This window comes from Streptococcus sp. 3613 (assembly GCF_013277375.1).
GTDB lineage: Bacteria > Bacillota > Bacilli > Lactobacillales > Streptococcaceae > Streptococcus > Streptococcus pseudopneumoniae.
This window is the reverse complement of record NZ_VMMV01000049.1, coordinates 1-16,684: the sequence shown is the minus strand read 5'-3', so window position 1 is coordinate 16,684 and position 16,684 is coordinate 1. Positions and strand designations below refer to the sequence as shown.

General features: G+C 39.8%; 11 protein-coding genes and 4 pseudogenes. 13 read left to right on the top strand and 2 right to left on the bottom strand.

The genetic code is table 11. From position 1 onward, the window contains the following. Positions 1-165: 165 nt before the first annotated feature. From HT708_RS06695 to HT708_RS06675, 5 genes and pseudogenes are all read left to right on the top strand, one after another. Positions 166-273: pseudogene (locus HT708_RS06695) on the top strand (IS5/IS1182 family transposase); the annotation flags it as partial. Between the two features lie 9 nt (positions 274-282). Next, a pseudogene (locus tag HT708_RS06690) lies at positions 283-405 on the top strand (chromosome partitioning protein ParB); the annotation flags it as partial. Between the two features lie 4 nt (positions 406-409). After that, positions 410-859, top strand: a pseudogene (locus tag HT708_RS06685) (GNAT family N-acetyltransferase). Positions 860-986: 127 nt separating this feature from the next. Then, the gene (rpoE, locus tag HT708_RS06680) at positions 987-1,571 is read left to right on the top strand and encodes a DNA-directed RNA polymerase subunit delta (RefSeq protein WP_000418403.1); all 585 of its coding nucleotides are present in this window, start codon (positions 987-989) and stop codon (positions 1,569-1,571) included. 378 nt (positions 1,572-1,949) lie between these two features. After that, positions 1,950-3,557, top strand: coding sequence for a CTP synthase (locus HT708_RS06675; protein ID WP_000105243.1), 1,608 nt, complete (start codon positions 1,950-1,952; stop codon positions 3,555-3,557). A gap of 558 nt (positions 3,558-4,115) precedes the next feature. Here the strand turns inward: HT708_RS06675 and HT708_RS06670 are convergent. Next, positions 4,116-5,747, bottom strand: a pseudogene (locus HT708_RS06670) (Na/Pi cotransporter family protein). Between the two features lie 297 nt (positions 5,748-6,044). On the opposite strand from HT708_RS06670, the gene HT708_RS06665 reads away from it, so the two are divergent. The 5 genes from HT708_RS06665 to glnA all read left to right on the top strand — a co-directional run bounded on the left by HT708_RS06665 (position 6,045) and on the right by glnA (position 15,013). Further along, on the top strand, positions 6,045-11,060 hold the full coding sequence (locus tag HT708_RS06665; protein WP_172926163.1) for a bacterial Ig-like domain-containing protein: 5,016 nt from the start codon (positions 6,045-6,047) through the stop codon (positions 11,058-11,060). A gap of 89 nt (positions 11,061-11,149) precedes the next feature. Next, a complete protein-coding gene (locus HT708_RS06660) occupies positions 11,150-12,346 on the top strand; it encodes a phosphoglycerate kinase (protein ID WP_001096743.1) in 1,197 nt (398 codons plus the stop codon). Between the two features lie 322 nt (positions 12,347-12,668). After that, a complete protein-coding gene (locus tag HT708_RS06655) occupies positions 12,669-13,196 on the top strand; it encodes an aromatic acid exporter family protein (RefSeq protein ID WP_000119914.1) in 528 nt (175 codons plus the stop codon). A gap of 76 nt (positions 13,197-13,272) precedes the next feature. After that, positions 13,273-13,629, top strand: coding sequence for a transcriptional repressor GlnR (gene glnR, locus HT708_RS06650; protein ID WP_000659548.1), 357 nt, complete (start codon positions 13,273-13,275; stop codon positions 13,627-13,629). 37 nt (positions 13,630-13,666) lie between these two features. Further along, complete coding sequence (gene glnA / locus HT708_RS06645; protein WP_055349657.1) at positions 13,667-15,013, top strand: type I glutamate--ammonia ligase; 1,347 nt, start codon at positions 13,667-13,669, stop codon at positions 15,011-15,013. 95 nt (positions 15,014-15,108) lie between these two features. On the opposite strand, the gene HT708_RS06640 is transcribed toward glnA, so the two are convergent. Then, positions 15,109-15,228 (bottom strand): hypothetical protein, encoded by a 120-nt coding sequence (locus HT708_RS06640; protein ID WP_001808898.1) that lies wholly within the window; start codon positions 15,226-15,228, stop codon positions 15,109-15,111. On the opposite strand from HT708_RS06640, the gene HT708_RS11840 reads away from it, so the two are divergent. The 3 genes from HT708_RS11840 to HT708_RS06625 form a co-directional block, all read left to right on the top strand. After that, entirely contained in the window at positions 15,193-15,342 is a 150-nt protein-coding gene (locus HT708_RS11840) for a hypothetical protein (protein WP_000410533.1), read from the top strand. The two genes, HT708_RS06640 and HT708_RS11840, sit on opposite strands and share 36 nt — an antisense overlap. A 143-nt stretch (positions 15,343-15,485) precedes the next feature. Next, a complete protein-coding gene (locus tag HT708_RS06630; protein WP_001067594.1) occupies positions 15,486-15,623 on the top strand; it encodes a hypothetical protein in 138 nt (45 codons plus the stop codon). Between the two features lie 242 nt (positions 15,624-15,865). Next, positions 15,866-16,684: restriction endonuclease subunit S (locus HT708_RS06625; protein WP_240156204.1), on the top strand; the 819-nt coding region annotated here is incomplete at its 3' end.

Here is a 16,684-nt window from a genome sequence, read left to right as displayed (position 1 = left end):
AAAGCCTGTAACCATGCGCTATCTAAGGAGAGAATCAAGGTTGAGAATATTTTTGACAGAGTATAGTAGATTGAAACTAGAATAGTACACCTCTACTTCTAAAACATTGTTAGAAATCGATTTGACTGTCTTGATTGATTTGTCCTGTTCTTATTTCATTTCACTATGAAAACGTTTAAAATATTTTCAACAACCTATCGAAATCATCGTAAACGCTTCGGATTACGAATGAATTTGATTGTTGGTATTATCAATCATGAACTAGGATTCTAGTTTTGCAGGAAGTCTATTTACTCTGTTTTTGATTTAGAAGATCGTATCCTAGCTCAAGATGGGTATGAAGCAAAATGGTATAACTGGTGTGATGGTTTTAATCAAGCAGCAACTCTTTTGTTGAAAAGGTAGTGCATTGTGTCTTGTTCCTTATTATAAGGTCAATCATTGTGAGGAAGCTTTTGCTTGGTATCAGGATGTGAACTTGGTTTACCTCGTAGATGGGGTGAAGCTTCCTTACAGTCAAGCGACCTTGGAAGCCATGTATTTCTATTTGGATCGGCATGGTGAGCCTTTTTGGATTGAAGTCAAGGAGAAGGGAGAATGGTTTCCAATTGGGGATATTACACTATCTCAGGATAATCTCCCCATTGTGATTGGGAATTCCGCTTACCAACATCGAGGACTTGGAAAAAAGATTCTAAGTGCTTTGATTGAATTTGCTTGAGTAAAAGGATGGAAAGAATTGAGAGTTAAGGAAATCTACACCTACAATCATGCTTCTAGGAGGTGTTTCAAGTCGCTTGGATTTGTGGAAAATGGAGCAACAGAAAAAGGAAGGAGTTTTATATTGGAATTAGTCTAATCCTGCCACTTTCTCCCCCTTAACCTTTGACTATTCCGCAAAATTATCGTAAAATAAAGAGTAAATGATAAAATGAGGTCAGAGTCTGTTTGCTCTGGCGATAGTAGTATAAATGAGGAGAAACGCTTTGGAATTAGAAGTATTTGCTGGGCAAGAAAAAAGTGAACTATCTATGATTGAGGTAGCGCGTGCTATCTTGGAACTTCGTGGTCGCGATCATGAGATGCATTTTAGCGATCTTGTAAATGAAATTCAAAACTACCTTGGAACATCAAACAGCGATATCCGCGAAGCTTTGCCTTTGTTCTACACAGAGTTGAACTTTGACGGTAGCTTCATCTCACTTGGGGACAACAAATGGGGTCTTCGTTCATGGTATGGTGTGGACGAAATCGACGAAGAAATCATCGCTCTTGAAGAAAATGACGACGATGAAGTAGCACCAAAAGCTAAGAAAAAACGTGTCAATGCCTTTATGGATGGTGATTCAGATGCCATTGACTACAATGCAGATGATCCAGAAGACGAAGATGCATACGAAGCAGACCCAGCTCTTTCATACGATGATGAAAATCCAGATGATGAAAAAAATGAAGTGGAAGCTTATGATGCAGAAATCAACGAAATCGCTCCAGATGACTTGGGAGAAGATGTGGATCTCAACGAAGACGACGAGTTTTCAGATGATGATGCTGAAATCATCGAGGAATAAAAGTTAGCTATTGACAATTATCCTATTTTTAGGTATCATATTGTTCGGGCACCTCTTTTAGAGGTCGGAGCTCCCTAGTTCTTAGGGAGCTATTTTTGTTTTTACAAGAAGTTATCTTCTTGTATTTTATACTCAATGAAAATCAAAGAGCAAACTAGGAAACTAGCCGTAGGCTGCTCAANNGGTTGTAGATAAGACTGACAAAGTCAGGAACACATATCTACGGCAAGGCGACGTTGACGCGGTTTGAAGAGATTTTCGAAGAGTATTAGTTGTGAATCTGGTGCAGTCGTCCCAGATTATTCTTATTAGTAGGGTCTTGTTTTCTATGTCCCCACGTAGTTAGCAAGACCTTGAGCACTTTAGAAAGAGGAATCTATGTCTACGAAATATATTTTTGTAACTGGTGGTGTGGTATCGTCTATTGGGAAAGGGATTGTGGCAGCGAGTCTGGGCCGTCTCTTGAAAAATCGTGGTCTTAAAGTAACCATTCAAAAATTTGACCCTTATATCAATATTGATCCAGGAACTATGAGTCCTTACCAGCACGGGGAAGTTTTTGTGACAGATGACGGAGCTGAGACAGATTTGGACTTGGGTCACTATGAACGTTTCATCGATATCAATCTCAACAAATATTCCAACGTGACAACTGGTAAAATTTACAGTGAAGTTCTTCGTAAGGAACGTCGTGGAGAATACCTTGGGGCAACTGTTCAGGTTATTCCTCATATCACAGATGCTTTAAAAGAAAAAATCAAGCGTGCCGCTCTAACGACCGACTCTGATGTCATTATCACAGAGGTTGGTGGAACTGTTGGAGATATCGAGTCCTTGCCATTCCTAGAGGCCCTTCGTCAGATGAAGGCGGATGTGGGTGCGGATAATGTTATGTACATCCATACAACCTTGCTTCCTTACCTCAAGGCCGCTGGTGAAATGAAGACCAAACCAACTCAGCACTCTGTAAAAGAATTGCGTGGATTGGGAATCCAACCAAATATGTTGGTGATTCGTACAGAAGAGCCAGCTGGTCAAGGAATTAAAAATAAACTGGCCCAGTTCTGTGATGTGGCACCAGAAGCCGTTATCGAATCGTTGGATGTCGAACATCTTTACCAAATTCCACTGAACTTGCAGGCACAAGGTATGGACCAAATTGTCTGTGACCATTTGAAATTAGACGCACCAGCAGCGGATATGACAGAATGGTCAGCCATGGTGGACAAGGTCATGAACCTCAAGAAACAAGTTAAGATTTCCCTTGTTGGTAAGTATGTGGAGTTGCAAGATGCCTATATCTCAGTGGTCGAAGCCTTGAAACACTCTGGCTATGTCAATGATGTAGAAGTTAAAATCAATTGGGTCAATGCCAATGATGTGACAGCAGAGAATGTAGCAGAACTCTTGTCTGATGCGGACGGGATCATCGTACCAGGTGGTTTTGGTCAACGTGGTACAGAAGGGAAAATCCAAGCCATCCGCTATGCGCGTGAAAATGATGTTCCAATGTTGGGAGTCTGCTTGGGAATGCAGTTGACATGTATCGAATTTGCTCGTCACGTTTTAGGACTCGAAGGTGCCAATTCTGCAGAGCTTGCACCAGAAACAAAATACCCTATCATTGATATCATGCGTGATCAGATTGATGTTGAGGATATGGGGGGAACCCTTCGCTTGGGGCTTTATCCGTCTAAGTTGAAACGTGGCTCTAAGGCAGCAGCTGCTTATCATAATCAAGAAGTGGTGCAACGCCGTCACCGTCACCGTTATGAGTTTAATAATGCCTTCCGTGAGCAGTTTGAGGCAGCAGGTTTTGTCTTTTCAGGAGTTTCTCCAGACAATCGTTTGGTAGAAATCGTGGAAATTCCTGAAAATAAATTCTTTGTAGCTTGTCAGTATCACCCTGAACTGTCAAGCCGTCCAAACCGACCAGAAGAACTCTACACTGCCTTTGTTACTGCAGCGGTTGAGAACAGCAATTAGCAAAATCAGAACCTTTGAGAAAAATCTCAGAGGTTTTTTGCATACGATGATATTGCAGTATATCTGAGGTAGGAGTCCTCTGTATGTACCTGCTACCGTTGAAATCAATAGCGACTCCCTCTTGCCCTGTGCTAGTGAATGGATTTTTCAGTATATTGAAATGAAATAAAATTTGAACAAATTAATTCGGAAAGCCAAATCAATTTCTAGCAAAGTTTTAGGAACTGGATTGTATAGTGAATTGAAATAAGATGTGAACAACTCTATCAGGAAAGTCAAATTAATTTATAGAAATATTTTAGCAGTCAAGATGTACTGTTATAGATTCAATATACTATACTTTTTTAATTTAATCCACTATAATAAAATGAAATAATAACAGGATAAATCGTTCAGGACAGTCAAATCGATTTCTAACAATGTTTTAGAAATAGAGGTGTACTATTCTAGTTTCAATATACTATATATCTGCAGAATACTCTTTCAGTTTCATTCAGCCTAGTCTTGCTTAGGAAAAAGCAAAAAGCCATCCAATTATGATGGATAGCTTCTTGGTTCTTAGATTTGTTCTGCAAAAACCTTTTCAGCAAGGTTCATAGCGTGGTCTGATACACGAGTGTAGTGTGAGATGATGTCTATAAAGTTGACCCCAGCTTGTGTTGAACATTCGCCCTTGTTGAGGCGTTTGATGTGGGTTTTTCTGAGAACACGTTCTATCTTATTGATTGCTTCATGACGTTCTACAAGACTGCGTGCTTTTTCAATATCATTGTTTTCCACACTATCCAGAGCATCTTTGATAAAGTCACTAGTTTGACGATAAACTTCCTCTAATTCTTTCAAGGCGGCATCAGAAAATTCAACATTTTTACGTTGAAGATAGTCAGTCAGATTGAGTAGAGCCTCCGCGTGGTCTCCAATCCGTTCCAAATCACGGGAGGAATCAAGGATATTGGTGAGCACTTCGCTTTCTTTTTGACTGAGAGCTTCGCTTGAAAGGGCAATGAGATAACGTGTTAATTGCTCATCGATGGTGTTAATGGCTTCTTCGGTTTTATGCCCTTTTTCAGCAACTTTTTCATCCAAGTCAATGATATACTTATAGGAAAGGTCAAAGGCTTTGGCAGCGTAGTTTCCTAAATGCAAGAGCTCTTTCTTAGCATTTCCGAGAGCGATAGATGGGGCTTGTTTGATGAAATGCTCATCAAGATATAAGGGTTCATATTTGACAACCTCGTCCTCTCCAGGAATAATCTTGGTTACAAAGTAAGCCAGAGCTCCGATAAATGGAAATTGGACAATGGTATTGGTAATATTAAAGGTTCCGTGAGCAAAGGCGATGGTCATTTCTGGTGCTAGATTTAGCGTAGCTTCAAACCAATGAATCAGGGCTGTAAAAGGAACTAGAAAAATAACGCAGACGACTGTTCCGATAACGTTGAAGGCAACATGAGCTCCTGCTACCCGTTTAGCTGCAATATTAGCACCTAAAGAGGCAATGATGGCTGTAATGGTTGTCCCGATATTGTCACCAAATAGAACTGGCAAAGCTCCTTGCAGGTCAATGAGATTGCTGGCGTAGAGGTTTTGTAAAATCCCGATGGTAGCCGAGGAAGCTTGAATCAGTAAGGTCAAGCCGGTACCGACAAAGACACCCAAAACAGGATTCTTACTTAGCTCAATCATATAGTCCTTAAAGACCTGTAAATCCTTGAGTGGAGCCATTGCACCGCTCATAAGATTGAGGGCAAAAAAGATACCACCGACACCAAAGAGGATGCGTCCGATATTATTGACTGTCCGATTTTTCGTAAAAAAGAGACAGACAGCATCGATAAAGAGCATAGGTAGGGCATAGTCACCTAGTTTAAACCCAATAAGAAAGGATGTGACTGTTGTCCCGATATTAGCCCCCATGACAATTCCGATAGCCTGACGTAAGGTTAGGAGACCGGCACTGACCAGGCCGACTGTGATAACTGTTACACCAGAACTAGACTGAATTAGAGCAGTCATCCCAATACCAACCAGAACTCAAAAGAAAGGATTACTAGTATATTTGTCAATGTAAAAACGAAGGCGATCTCCAGCAGCTTGTTGTAAACCGTCTCCCATGGTCTTGATACTATATAAGAATAGCCCCAGACCACCTAAAAAGTGAAATAAAATTTCCTGCCAATTAATGGACATTTCTTTTTCCTCCGAAAAATAATCGCGGAATATCTCCTATTCTATTTTAAAGGATAAAAGTAAATCTAACAAGTGTTAAGGTCAAGTTTGTAAAAGAAAATTATACTTGATAAGTGTATTATTTTTAAGAGTTTTTAACCTTATTTTAGATTTGTGAAAACAGCTATTGTTTTTTGTCAAAAAATGCTTTAGGATAAAAATGTGATTATCTTGATCCCTGTGATTGGGATAAAAATTTTACAAAGAAAGTTAAGTGCTTTCTTTTGCGTAACAAAATCAATCTTTTAGGAGGAGAAAATGAAGAATCCATTTTTTGAAAGACGTTGTCGTTACAGTATTCGTAAGTTATCAGTAGGGGCTTGCTCACTGATGATTGGGGCTGTTTTATTTGCTAGTCCAGCCTTGGCAGAAGAAACTGCAGTTCCTGAAAATAGCGGAACCAATACAGAGCTTGTTTCAGGAGAGAGTGAGCATCCAACTAATGAAGCTGACAAGCAGCATGAAGGAGAACATGCTAGAGAAAATAAGCCAGAAAAGGCAGAAGGAGTAGCGACAGCATCTGAAACTGCTTCGCCAGCAAGCAATGAAGCTGCAACTACTGAAACCGCAGAAGTAGCTAGCGTAGCTAAACCAGAGGAAAAAGCAAGTGAGGTGGCTGCAGAAACACCATCTGCAGAAGCAAAACCTAAGTCTGAAAAGGAAATAGAAGCAAAGCCCGAAGCAACTAGCCAAGGGGATGAGTCTAAGCCAGCAGCAGAAGCTAATAAGACTGAAAAAGAAGTCCAGCCAGATGTCCCTAAAAATACGGAAAAAACATTAAAACCAAAGGAAATCAAATTTAATTCTTGGGATGAATTGTTGAAATGGGAACCAGGAGCTCGTGAAGATGACGCTATTAACCGCGGATCTGTTGCCCTCGCTTCACGTCGGACAGGTCATTTGGTCAATGAAAAAGCTAGTAAGGAAGCAAAAGTACAAGCCCTATCTAACACCAATTCTAAAGCAAAAGACCACGCTTCTGTTGGTGGAGAAGAGTTCAAGGCCTATGCTTTTGACTATTGGCAATATCTAGATTCAATGGTCTTCTGGGAAGGTCTTGTACCAACGCCTGACGTTATTGATGCAGGTCACCGTAACGGGGTTCCTGTATATGGTACACTCTTCTTCAACTGGTCAAATAGTATTGCTGATCAAGAAAAATTTGCTGAAGCTTTGAAGCAAGACGCAGATGGTAGCTTTCCAATTGCCCGTAAATTGGTAGATATGGCCAAGTATTATGGCTATGATGGCTATTTCATTAACCAAGAAACAACTGGGGATTTGGTTGAACCTCTTGGAGAAAAGATGCGCCAGTTTATGCTCTATACCAAGGAGTATGCTGCTAAGGTAAACCATCCAATCAAGTATTCTTGGTACGATGCCATGACTTATAACTATGGACGTTACCACCAAGATGGTTTGGGAGAATACAACTACCAATTCATGCAACCTGAAGGAGATAAGGTTCCAGCAGACAACTTCTTTGCTAACTTTAACTGGACCAAAGAGAAGAATGATTACTCTGTAGCTATGGCCAAATGGCTAGAGCGTAGCCAGTACGATGTCTTTGCAGGATTGGAATTGCAACAGGGTGGTTCTTATAAGACTAAAGTGAAATGGGATGCCCTTTTAGATGAAAATGGCAAACTTCGCTTGTCACTTGGTCTCTTTGCGCCAGATACTATTACAAGTCTTGGCAAGACAGGCGAAGACTATCATAAGAACGAAGATATATTCTTTACAGGTTACCAAGGTGATCCTACTGGCCAAAAACCAGGTGACAAAGATTGGTATGGTATTGCTAATCTAGTTGCGGACCGCACGCCAGCAGTAGGTAATACTTTTACTACTTCTTTTAATACCGGTCATGGTAGAAAATGGTTCGTAGATGGTAAGGTTTCTAAGGATTCTGAGTGGAATTACCGTTCAGTTTCAGGTGTTCTTCCAACATGGCGCTGGTGGCAAAAATCAACTGGTGATAAGTTGAAAGCAAGCTATGATTTTGAAGATGCTTATAATGGTGGAACTTCTCTTAAATTTGCAGGGGATCTTTCAGGTGCGACCAAGCAAGATGTGAATTTGTACTCTACTCGCTTGAAGGTGACAGATACAACAAAATTGCATGTTGCCCACAAAGGAGGCAAAGGGACCAAGGTTTATGTAGAATTTGCAACCAAGAAAGATTATACCTACGGTGATGAAGCTGCCCGTAAAGAATTGACAGTTTCAGATAACTGGACTACCGATGATTTTGATTTGAGCGCCTTGGCAGGTAAAACAATTTACGGTATTAAACTCTATTTTGAAAATGACAAAGACTTAAAAGGTTATCAATTTAACCTGGGGCAATTGACCATCAGCAATAATCAAGATGCTCCTCAGGCACCAACCACAGTAGCTGTAGCCAAACAAGTCCTTAAAAATGCCCAAGAAGCGGAAGCAGTTGTACAATTTACTGGTCATAAAGATGCTGATTTCTATGAAGTCTATGAAAAGGATGGCGATGCTTGGCGCCTATTGACAGGTTCATCTGCAACTACGATCTACCTACCAAAAGTTAGCCGCTCAGCTAGTGCGACTGGTACTAGTCAGGAGTTGAAGGTTGTTGCAGTTGGTAAGAATGGCCTTCGTTCTGAAGCAGCAACTACAAACTTTGAGTGGGGGATGACTGTCCAAGACACAAGTCTTCCAAGACCTCTAGCAGAAAACATCGTTCCAGGGGCTACTGTTATCGGAAGTACCTTCCCAGATACAGAAGGTGGAGAAGGTATCGAAGGTATGTTGAATGGGACCATCACCAGTCTATCTGACAAATGGTCTTCTTCTCAATTAAGTGGTAGCGTTGATATTCGTTTGACACAACCACGCCGTGTTGTGAGATGGGTCATGGATCATGCTGGAGCTGGTGGAGAATCTGTCAACGATGGTTTGATGAACACCAAAGACTTTGACCTCTATTATAAAGATGCGGATGGTCAATGGAAGTTGGCTAAGGAAGTCCGTGGCAATAAAGCTCATGTTACAGATATTACCCTTGATAAACCTATCACAGCTCAAGATTGGCGCTTAAATGTTGTCACTTCTGACAATGGAACTCCATGGAAGGCTATTCGTATCTATAACTGGAAAATGTATGAAAAGCTTGATACTGAGAGTGTCAATATTCCGATGGCCAAGGCTGCAGCCCGTTCTCTAGGCAATAACAAGGTACAGGTTGGTTTTGCGGATGTACCAGCTGGAGCAACCATTACCGTTTATGACAATCCAAATTCTCAAACTCCGCTTGCAACCTTGAAGAGCGAAGTTGGAGGAGACCTAGCAAGTGCACCATTGGATTTGACAAATCAATCTGGTCTTCTGTACTATCGTACCCAGTTTCCAGGCAAGGAAATTAGTAATGTCCTAGCAGTTTCCGTTCCAAAAGATGACAGAAAAATCAAGTCAGTCAGCCTAGAGACAGGACCTAAGAAAACAAGCTACGCCGAAGGGGAGGATTTGGACCTTAGAGGTGGTGTTCTTCGAGTTCAGTATGAAGGGGGAGCTGAGGACGAACTCATTCGCCTAACTCACGCAGGTGTATCAGTATCAGGATTTGACACGCATCATAAGGGAGAACAAAATCTTACTCTCCAATACTTGGGACAACCAGTAAATGCGAATTTGTCAGTGACTGTTACTAGTCAAGATGAAGCAAGTCCGAAAACTATTTTGAGAATTGAAGTAAGTCAGGAACCGAAAAAAGATTACCTAGTTGGTGATAGCTTAGACTTGTCTGAAGGACGCTTTGCAGTGGCTTATAGCAATGACACCATGGAAGAACATTCCTTTACTGATGAGGGAGTTGAAATTTCTGGTTACGATGCTCAAAAGACTGGTCGTCAAACCTTGACGCTTCGTTACCAAGGTCATAAAGTCAACTTTGATGTTTTGGTATCTCCAAAAGCAGCATTGAACGATGAGTACCTTAAACAAAAATTAGCAGAAGTTGAAGTGGCTAAGAACAAGGTGGTCTATAACTTTGCTTCACCAGAAGTAAAAGAAGCCTTCTTGAAAGCAATTGAAGCGGCTGAACAAGTGTTGAAAGACCATGAAACTAGTACCCAAGATCAGGTTAATGACCGTCTTAATAAATTGACAGAAGCTCATAAAGCTCTGAATGGTCAAGAGAAATTTACGGAAGAAAAGACAGAACTTGATCGCTTAACAGGTGAGGCTCAAGAACTCTTGGCTGCCAAACCAAACCATCCTTCAGGTTCTGCCCTAGCTCCTCTTCTTGAGAAAAACAAGGCCTTGGTTGAAAAAGTAGATTTGAGCCCAGAAGAGCTTGCAACAGCGAAACAGAGTTTGAAAGATCTGGTTGCCTTATTGAAAGAAGACAAGCTAGCAGTCTTTTCTGATAGTAAAACAGGTGTTGAAGTGCACTTCTCAAATAAAGAGAAGACTGTCATCAAGGGCTTGAAAGTAGAGCGTGTTCAAGCAAGTGCTGAAGAGAAGAAATACTTTGCTGGAGAAGATGCTCATGTCTTTGAAATAGAAGGTCTAGATGAAAAAGGTCAAGACGTTGATCTTTCTTACGCTTCTATTGTGAAAATTCCAATTGAAAAAGATAAGAAAGTGAAGAGAGTATTCTTCTTACCTGGAGGCAAAGAGGCAGTGGAATTGGCTTTTGAACAAACGGATAGTCATGTTATCTTTACAGCACCACACTTTACTCATTATGCCTTTGTTTATGAATCTGCTGAGAAACCACGAGTAGAATCTAATGGTGCAAATGACCTTGTTACTATCTCAACTAAACCAGAACAACAAAACATAGTCCTTCCAAAAACTACTAATCAACCGGCTTCTGATCAACAAAAGGCTCCTAAATTGGAAGTTCAAGAGGAAAAGGTTGCCTTTGACCGTCAAGAGCATGAAAATGCTGATATACTAGTTGGGGAACAACGAGTCATCATACAGGGACGAGATGGTCTGTTGAGACATGTCTTTGAAGTTGATGAAAACGGTCAGCGTCGTCTTCGTTCAACAGAAGTCATCCAAGAGGCGATTCCAGAAATTGTTGAAATTGGAACAAAAGTAAAAACAGAACCAGCAGTAGCGCCTACACAAGAAAAACCAGCCCAAAATACAGCAGTTAAATCAGAAGAAGCAGGCAAACAATTGCCAAATACAGGAACTGCTGATGCCAATGAAGCCCTAATAGCAGGATTGGCAAGCCTTGGTCTTGCTAGTTTAGCATTGACATTGAAACAGAAAAAAGAAGATGAAGATTAAATATCGAAAAATCTTGTGAAATCTTTCCTTATATTTCCAAAGTGTGATATAATAGTTTCGAATAAAATAAATAAAGGGGTTTTTGTAACATGGCAAAACTTACTGTTAAAGACGTTGACTTGAAAGGTAAAAAAGTCCTCGTTCGTGTTGACTTCAACGTACCATTGAAAGATGGCGTAATCACTAACGACAACCGTATCACAGCAGCTCTTCCAACTATTAAGTACATCATCGAACAAGGTGGACGTGCAATTCTTTTCTCTCACCTTGGACGTGTGAAAGAAGAAGCTGATAAAGCTGGTAAATCACTTGCTCCTGTAGCAGCTGACTTGGCAGCTAAATTGGGTCAAGATGTTGTGTTCCCAGGTGTAACTCGTGGTGCTGAATTGGAAGCAGCGATCAACGCTCTTGAAGATGGACAAGTTCTCTTGGTTGAAAACACTCGTTACGAAGATGTTGACGGCAAGAAAGAATCTAAAAACGATCCTGAACTTGGTAAATACTGGGCATCACTTGGAGATGGTATCTTCGTAAACGATGCATTCGGTACAGCTCACCGTGCACACGCATCTAACGTTGGTATCTCAGCAAACGTTGAAAAAGCAGTTGCTGGATTCCTTCTTGAAAACGAAATTGCCTACATCCAAGAAGCAGTTGAAACTCCAGAACGTCCATTCGTAGCAATCCTTGGTGGTTCAAAAGTTTCAGACAAGATTGGTGTTATCGAAAACTTGCTTGAAAAAGCTGATAAAGTCCTTATCGGTGGTGGTATGACTTATACATTCTATAAAGCACAAGGTATCGAAATCGGGAACTCACTTGTAGAAGAAGACAAATTGGATGTTGCGAAAGCTCTTCTTGAAAAAGCAAACGGTAAATTGATCTTGCCAGTTGACTCAAAAGAAGCAAACGCATTTGCTGGTTACACTGAAGTGCGTGACACTGAAGGTGAAGCAGTTTCTGAAGGCTTCCTTGGTCTTGACATCGGTCCAAAATCTATCGCTAAATTTGACGAAGCTTTGACTGGTGCCAAAACAGTTGTATGGAACGGACCTATGGGTGTATTTGAAAACCCAGACTTCCAAGCTGGTACAATCGGTGTGATGGACGCTATCGTGAAACAACCAGGTGTTAAATCAATCATCGGTGGTGGTGACTCAGCTGCCGCAGCAATCAACCTTGGTCGTGCAGACAAGTTCTCATGGATCTCTACTGGTGGTGGAGCATCAATGGAACTTCTTGAAGGTAAAGTATTGCCAGGTTTGGCTGCACTTACAGAAAAATAATTTCAGCCCGTTAGTCTCTACAAAATCCTGATTTTGTAGAAAAGGAAGAAAACTGAAACGTTAACAAAAAGGTGGCTATGTCACCTTTTTGTGTTAGTGTAGGTATTTGTGACGCGGTGGTGGAGCATCAATGGAACTTCTCGAAGGTAAAGTTCTTCCAGGACTTGCAGCCTTGACAGAAAAATAAGATTTTATAAACAAATCAAAGAAGAGAGGGGTGAAAGTTCCTCTTTTCTTTTGCTCAAAATAAAAACGCTTCCTCTCAACTATTCCTCATAAAAATCACCGATTTATGATAAAATGGAAATAGAAAGTTGAGATTATGAGTTATTTTAAAAAATATAAATTCGATAAATCCCAGTTCAAACTTGGTATGCGAACCTTTAAAACAGGTATTGCTGTTTTTCTAGTTCTCTTGATTTTTGGCTTTTTTGGTTGGAAAGGTCTTCAAATTGGTGCTTTGACAGCCGTTTTTAGCCTGAGGGAGAGTTTTGATAAGAGTGTCCATTTTGGGACTTCGCGTATTCTAGGAAATAGTATCGGTGGCCTCTATGCCTTGGTTTTCTTCCTAATAAATAGTTTTTTCCACGAAGCCTTTTGGGTAACCTTAGTTGTTGTTCCAATCTGCACCATGTTAACTATTATGACAAATGTAGCCATGAATAACAAAGCAGGGGTTATTGGTGGTGTAGCAGCTATGTTAATTATTACACTATCGATCCCGAGTGGGGAAACGATTTTGTACGTGTTTGCGCGTGTATCAGAAACTTTCATGGGAGTTTTTGTCGCAATTCTCGTAAATTACGATATTGATCGTATTCGGCTCTTTTTAGAGAAAAAAGAAAAATAATGTTACATTTTATAACATCATCAATTGACGTTTGTCTTTTTTTAGACTATAATAGACAGAAAGAAGGAAATTGTAAATGAAGGAAAAAGAATTTCGCCGAAATATGGCTGTTTTTCCTATCGGCAGTGTTATGAAGTTGACCGATCTATCGGCGCGTCAGATTCGTTATTATGAAGATCAAGAGTTGATTAAGCCTGATCGAAACGAAGGGAACCGTCGCATGTATTCCTTGAATGACATGGATCGTCTGCTTGAAATCAAAGATTATATCTCTGAAGGTTATAATATCGCTGCCATTAAGAAAAAATATGCTGAACGTGAAGCGAAATCCAAGAAAGCGGTTAGTCAGACTGAAGTACGTCGTGCACTTCACAATGAACTCCTCCAACAGGGTCGCTTTGCTTCAGTACGGTCACCTTTTGGTCGCGGTTAGGCAACCGCAAGTAGTCATACATTTAAGGAGAAAACTCATGCCAATCACAGCTGCAGATATTCGTCGTGAAGTCAAGGAAAAAAATGTTACCTTTATCCGTCTCATGTTCTCAGATATTTTGGGAACCATGAAAAACGTCGAAATTCCTGCTACAGATGAACAGTTAGATAAAGTCTTGTCAAACAAGGCTATGTTTGATGGATCTTCTATTGAAGGTTTTGTACGTATCAATGAGTCGGATATGTACTTGTACCCTGATTTGGATACATGGACAGTCTTCCCGTGGGGAGATGAAAATGGAAGTGTTGCAGGTTTGATCTGTGATGTCTATACAACAGAAGGTGAACCATTTGCAGGTGACCCTCGTGGCAATTTGAAACGTGCTCTTCGTCACATGGAAGAAGTAGGATTCAAATCCTTCAATCTTGGACCAGAGCCAGAATTCTTCTTATTTAAACTGGATGAAAATGGAGACCCAACACTTGAGGTGAATGACAAGGGTGGCTACTTTGATTTGGCACCTACTGATCTTGCGGACAACACACGTCGTGAGATTGTGAATGTCTTGACCAAAATGGGATTTGAAGTAGAAGCCAGTCACCACGAGGTTGCGGTTGGACAACATGAGATTGACTTCAAGTACGATGAAGTTCTCCGTGCTTGTGATAAGATTCAAATCTTTAAACTTGTTGTTAAAACCATTGCTCGCAAACATGGGCTTTACGCAACCTTTATGGCCAAACCAAAATTTGGTATTGCCGGATCAGGTATGCACTGTAATATGTCCTTGTTTGATGCAGAAGGAAACAATTCCTTCTTTGATCCAAATGATCCAAAAGGAATGCAGTTGTCAGAAACGGCCTACCATTTCCTCGGTGGTTTGATCAAACATGCCTACAACTATACTGCCATCATGAACCCAACGGTTAACTCATACAAACGTTTGGTTCCAGGTTATGAAGCGCCTGTTTACATTGCTTGGGCTGGTCGTAACCGTTCGCCACTTGTGCGCGTACCTGCTTCACGCGGTATGGGAACTCGTCTTGAGTTGCGTTCAGTGGATCCGATGGCAAACCCATACATCGCTATGGCAGTTCTATTGGAAGTTGGTTTGCATGGTATTGAAAATAAAATCGAAGCACCAGCTCCTATTGAAGAAAATATTTACATCATGACAGCAGAAGAGCGTAAGGAAGCTGGTATTACAGACCTTCCATCAACTCTTCACAACGCTTTGAAAGCTTTGACAGAAGATGAGGTTGTCAGAGCGGCTCTTGGAGAACATATCTATACTAGTTTCCTTGAAGCCAAGCGAATCGAATGGGCAAGTTATGCAACCTTCGTTTCACAATGGGAAATTGATAATTATTTAGACCTTTACTAATACTAATATAGAAGAAAGATTGCCTGAGGGCAAACAGTCACACAGCAGTCTAAGCCATCAAATACCTATAACCCTTAAAATAGCGATTTCGGTCGCTATTTATTTTTCGAAAAATCCTCTTGACTCTTTTGCGAATTAGATTTATCATCAGACGTGTAGAAGAAAATTAAGGAGTCACTATGGAAAAATTCAATTTCAAAAACAATATCGGGCAAGAAAACAAGTTACTTCAAATCGAAATCTACAAGTTTACTAACTTTTGCAAGCTTCAAAATTACACATCTGTAAATATTTTTTCGAAAGATATATTTGAAGCCATAGTAAATTGAGACTAGAATAGTACACTACATCTGCTAAAAATTTCTAGAAACTAATTTAACTTTCCTAATCGATTTGTTTACATCTTATTTCAATCTACTATATTATCTCAATAAATGATGATGGAGACTGTTTTGTTTGTGCTTGTCGATTTTTGAATCCTGATCGAGCGGAAGAATATTTCTACCGAGGTTGCCAAGGGGAAAATCCTGAAGATATTGAATTTTATGATGAACAATTACAGGCAGAAAAGGTGGAGGTTTTAAGTATTCGATTGGAAGTAAAAAATTGAATTATCTACAATCTCATCAACAATAAACCTATTTCAACCCCATTATCTATAGGCGTATTTTTACGCCTTTTTATATACTTGAAGCACATAAGAAACATTATGGGAAGTTTGCTGATGGAAGTATAAAAGAGTTTAAACATAATATACCTAAAGGATGGGCCATAGTTTATTTACCAGACATTTGTGCATTAGAGGACGGCTCAATAAAAAGAGGTCCTTTTGGTAGTTCTATAACAAAGTCAATGTTTGTTCCGAAAGGAGAACATACATATAAGGTTTATGAACAAGGTAATGCTATAAGAAAAACTATAGATTATGGAGACTATTGGTTAAAAGAGAGTGATTATATACGTTTAAAAAATTTTTCAATAAAAGCAGGAGATATTTTAATATCTTGTGCAGGTACTATTGGAGAAATCTTTCAAATACCTTCAAATTATTATAATGGAGTTATAAATCAAGCATTATTAAAACTTACGTTAAACTCAGATATAATAGATTCACAGTATTTTAAATGGATGTTTACGAGTTTGATTAATACACTAAAAGAGCATTCTATAGGTTCAGCGATAAAAAATTTAGCTTCAATAAAATTTTTAAAATATGAAGTTCCTATGTTATTGCCTCCACTATCCGAACAACAACGAATAGTAGAAGCAATCGAATCAGCTTTAGAAAGAGTAGATGAGTACGCTAAAAGTTATAATAGACTCGAACAGCTAGATAAAGAATTTCCAGATAAACTAAAAAAATCTATTCTTCAATATGCTATGCAAGGAAAATTAGTTGAACAAGACCCAAATGATGAATCAGTCGAAGTTTTACTTGAAAAAATACGAGCAGAAAAACAAAAACTCTTTGAAGAAGGCAAGATTAAAAAGAAAGATTTGGACATTTCTATTGTTTCCCAAGGAGATGATAACTCTTATTATGAGGAAGTTCCTTATGAAATACCAAAAAGTTGGGAGTGGGTGAGGTTTTCTACATTGGTTGAAATTGTTAGAGGTGGTTCTCCACGACCAATCAAAGATTATCTTACTTCCGAAGTAGATGGAATAAAT

Coding starts and splice junctions, on each gene's coding strand:
- HT708_RS06665 (WP_172926163.1), top strand. CDS start 6,045: ATGAAGAATCCATTTTTTGAAAGACGTTGTCGTTACAGTATTCGTAAG.
- HT708_RS06655 (WP_000119914.1), top strand. CDS start 12,669: ATGAGTTATTTTAAAAAATATAAATTCGATAAATCCCAGTTCAAACTT.
- glnR (WP_000659548.1), top strand. CDS start 13,273: ATGAAGGAAAAAGAATTTCGCCGAAATATGGCTGTTTTTCCTATCGGC.
- HT708_RS06660 (WP_001096743.1), top strand. CDS start 11,150: ATGGCAAAACTTACTGTTAAAGACGTTGACTTGAAAGGTAAAAAAGTC.
- HT708_RS11840 (WP_000410533.1), top strand. CDS start 15,193: ATGGAAAAATTCAATTTCAAAAACAATATCGGGCAAGAAAACAAGTTA.
- glnA (WP_055349657.1), top strand. CDS start 13,667: ATGCCAATCACAGCTGCAGATATTCGTCGTGAAGTCAAGGAAAAAAAT.
- HT708_RS06675 (WP_000105243.1), top strand. CDS start 1,950: ATGTCTACGAAATATATTTTTGTAACTGGTGGTGTGGTATCGTCTATT.